We start from the raw sequence: 3417 nt of genomic DNA on the forward strand, positions 1-3417 counted from the left end.
GAAATATACAATATTACATATATTAATACGCCACATTGTTCATTATTTGCAAGTTATTCGCAATCCTAGCGTATAGTTTTATTGGCGTTTTGATTCTTGTGTCTAAAAAAATAGAATGCGCGTCGTTTATCATTGGCATGGAAAAGGAATAGAACGCCTGACAACGAGCCGATGATTTTTCAAACATAAACAGTTGCGATAGTGAGCACGATGTGTAGAATGCACTTCGCTTAACGTAGAGGTGCGTTGTTTATGAGTCGTGCGCAAGAGGGTGATACCGATGAGGGCGCATAAAAGGAAACAATGCCGAAGCCAATCAGGTCATCACACCGATTGAGCTGGGGCTGTTACCGAATAGGAGCAGCACTGCCATAGTACTTAGAAACACACTATGGAGCGCTACTGTATGTAGGAGGCAAGTTGTTTGCCGTGTAATACCACGCCTTACCGTCTTCGTTTCTGCAGTAGATCTCCAACCACCTGGTTGATATTGAGATCATGAACTTAACAGACTTTTCTTCATCCGCTTTATCACTGCTTCCTCCGTTGCTGGCCTTGGGTCTCGCGATTGCAACTCGACGTGTCTTATTGTCGTTGGGTATGGGGATAATCCTTGGCACCGTATTACTGACGGATTTTTCACTTGTGCCCGCTAGTCAGTATTTACTGGACGTGATCACTGGCTTATTTATCGCTGATGGCGGTTTAAACAGCTGGAACTTGAGTATCCTCGCCTTTTTAATATTATTGGGCATGATTACCGCGTTATTATCCTTATCGGGGGGGACGCGCGCGTTTGCGAATTGGGCACAAAGCCGGATTAAGAGTAAACGTGGTGCGAAGTTACTGGCTGCTTTTCTTGGGGTATTCATCTTTGTTGATGATTACTTTAATAGCTTAGCGGTAGGGGCCGTTTCTCGCCCAGTCACGGATCGTTTTCATGTTTCACGGGCAAAACTTGCCTATATTCTCGACTCGACAGCGGCGCCTATGTGTGTGATTACACCGGCCTCCAGCTGGGGTGCCTATATCATTACCGTTATTGGCTCTATCTTGGTTGCGCATGGTGTTACCGATTACACCGCACTGGGTGCGTTTGTCATCATGATTCCGATGAACTTTTATGCCATTTTTGCGCTGCTGTTAGTGTTTGCCGTGGTCTGGTTTCAGCTTGATATTGGCCCCATGCGCCAATTTGAATACCAAGCAAAAAAAGGCAGCCGATTAGGTGATGAAAGCGAACATTGTGCTGATATTTGCGATGATTTAGGCATCGAAGAAAGTGAAAATGGCAGTGTAGCGGATCTGGTGGCTCCGATAGTCGTGCTAGTGATCGCCACGATTAGCGCCATGCTTTACACCGGTGCGCAATCTTTAGCCGCTGATCATCATGCATTCTCTATCCTGGGAGCGTTTGAGAATACCGACGTCGGCATGTCATTACTGTGGGGCGGACTGGCCGGCCTGTTTGTTGCGCTAGTGATGACGGTTAAACAAGGCATTGCTAAGCCCGATATTGCGAAGACGTTATGGGTCGGCGCTAAATCAATGTTTGGTGCGATTCTTATATTGCTATTTGCTTGGTCGATTGGCCATATCATTGGTGATTTACAAACGGGTAAATATTTATCCTCGTTAGTACAAGGTAACCTACCTGCTCAATTGTTACCTGTGGTTTTATTTTTATTGGCGGCAGTGATGGCATTCGCCACGGGCACGTCGTGGGGCACATTTGGTATTATGCTCCCGATTGCGGGGGATCTTGCGGCAGCGACGGATATTGCGCTGATGTTGCCGATGCTGTCTGCGGTATTAGCCGGTGCTGTATTTGGCGATCATTGTTCTCCTATCTCAGATACCACTATTTTATCCTCAACAGGGGCGCGCTGTGGGCATATTGACCACGTCGCCACGCAGCTACCTTATGCAATCGGGGGCGCAGTCGTTGCGACATTTGGCTTCTTAGTGCTTGGCTTTACCGCCTCTTTGTTATGGTCATTAGCCGCGTCGACGCTGGCGTTCATTCTTTTGTGCTCGGGGTTACTTTGGCTTAAAAAGCGGCCCTGTCAATTGAAAGGATAGTCCTTCAAGCCCCGCATAAACGGGGCTTTTCTTTTTCTGCGGGTTCGGTAGCATGCCGGTGTATTGAATGATGTTGGCCCTGAAGTAGGGCGTTACGTGTAGAGACAGTTATGGCCCAGTTATATTTTTACTATTCGGCAATGAATGCCGGTAAATCGACCACCTTGTTGCAATCTGCGTTCAATTATCAAGAGCGTGGGATGCAGCCTTTACTGTTCACCGCCGCGATCGATAATCGCTACGGGCAAGGTAAAATAAGTTCACGTATAGGCCTGGACGCGGATGCACATCTGTATGACAACCAAACGTCGTTGTTTGAGCATGTGGCGGCCATTTTATCTCAGGACAAAGTCGACTGTTTGTTAATTGACGAGAGCCAGTTTTTAACCAAGCAGCAAGTACTGGAACTGACCGATGTCGTGGATAAATTGCGGATCCCTGTCCTATGTTATGGTTTGCGTACCGATTTTCGTGGTGAATTGTTTGAAGGGTCACAGTACTTACTCGCGTGGGCTGACAAATTGGTGGAGCTTAAAACTGTGTGTCATTGTGGACGTAAAGCCAGTCGTGTCATTCGGCAAGACGCTGAAGGCAACGCGATTGCAGATGGCGATCAGGTTGTGATTGGGGGCAATGAACGTTATGTCTCTGTTTGTCGTCGCCACTACAAGCAGATGCTCGGACTGCTCTGAGCAATGGAACCGGTGTGACACACTGAAAAGACAAAAAAGGCGAGCAACAGCTCGCCTTTTCTTCAATTTGGCCGATCGGGATCAGTGCTATTTCACTGCCTCTTGATCGACTGGCACAATTTGGCTGGCATGGTAGCCTTTAGGTCCTTCCTCGACTTCGTAGCTGACGGTTTGCCCCGCTTTTAATGTCTTATATCCATCCATTTGAATCGTAGAGTAGTGAGCGAATACGTCTCCTTCCCCTTCTCCTGGACAAATAAAGCCAAATCCTTTTGCATTGTTAAACCATTTTACTGTACCAGTTTCCATGCGACACATCCTTCTTGCATCAAACTTTGCATACCTCGTGATAAACGCCTTGTCACCTTCTGGTTAGCCTTGAGCTTGGGATTCCCCCTAGCGCAGACTGACCGAAGCCAGCTTGGTCATTTACCTACCACACAATCCACTTTAGTAGATACTTTTAGGCAGTCAAGCGCTGGCTATAACATATAACAAGAATGTAATAATAAATCGAAAAAGTGTGAGGGAGTGACGATAATTCATTAAAGAACAGACATGTCATTTGCATGAATGTCGGACTGTTATCGATGCTTTTTCGCTCGTGATAAGTGTTGTTTTTATGGTTTGTTTTATATAAATC

The 3417-nt window shown here is 46.5% G+C and carries 3 protein-coding genes and 1 riboswitch; of the genes, 2 read left to right on the top strand and 1 reads right to left on the bottom strand.

Annotated features, from left to right (window positions below):
• Window positions 1-228 precede the first annotated feature (228 nt).
• Window positions 229-410: riboswitch (Lysine riboswitch) on the top strand.
• 88 nt (window positions 411-498) lie between these two features.
• Both BZG80_RS15565 and BZG80_RS15570 read left to right on the top strand, forming a co-directional pair.
• Window positions 499-2082 (top strand): Na+/H+ antiporter NhaC family protein, encoded by a 1584-nt coding sequence (locus tag BZG80_RS15565; RefSeq protein WP_021022431.1) that lies wholly within the window; start codon window positions 499-501, stop codon window positions 2080-2082.
• A 110-nt stretch (window positions 2083-2192) separates the two neighbouring features.
• The gene (locus tag BZG80_RS15570) at window positions 2193-2774 is read left to right on the top strand and encodes a thymidine kinase (RefSeq protein ID WP_021022430.1); all 582 of its coding nucleotides are present in this window, start codon (window positions 2193-2195) and stop codon (window positions 2772-2774) included.
• 87 nt (window positions 2775-2861) lie between these two features.
• Here the strand turns inward: BZG80_RS15570 and cspD are convergent, their stop codons facing one another.
• The gene (gene cspD, locus BZG80_RS15575) at window positions 2862-3083 is read right to left on the bottom strand and encodes a cold shock domain-containing protein CspD (RefSeq protein ID WP_021022429.1); all 222 of its coding nucleotides are present in this window, start codon (window positions 3081-3083) and stop codon (window positions 2862-2864) included.
• Window positions 3084-3417 lie beyond the last annotated feature (334 nt).

The sequence above is a fragment of the Salinivibrio sp. MA440 genome, assembly GCF_001996265.1.
Taxonomy (GTDB): domain Bacteria; phylum Pseudomonadota; class Gammaproteobacteria; order Enterobacterales; family Vibrionaceae; genus Salinivibrio; species Salinivibrio costicola.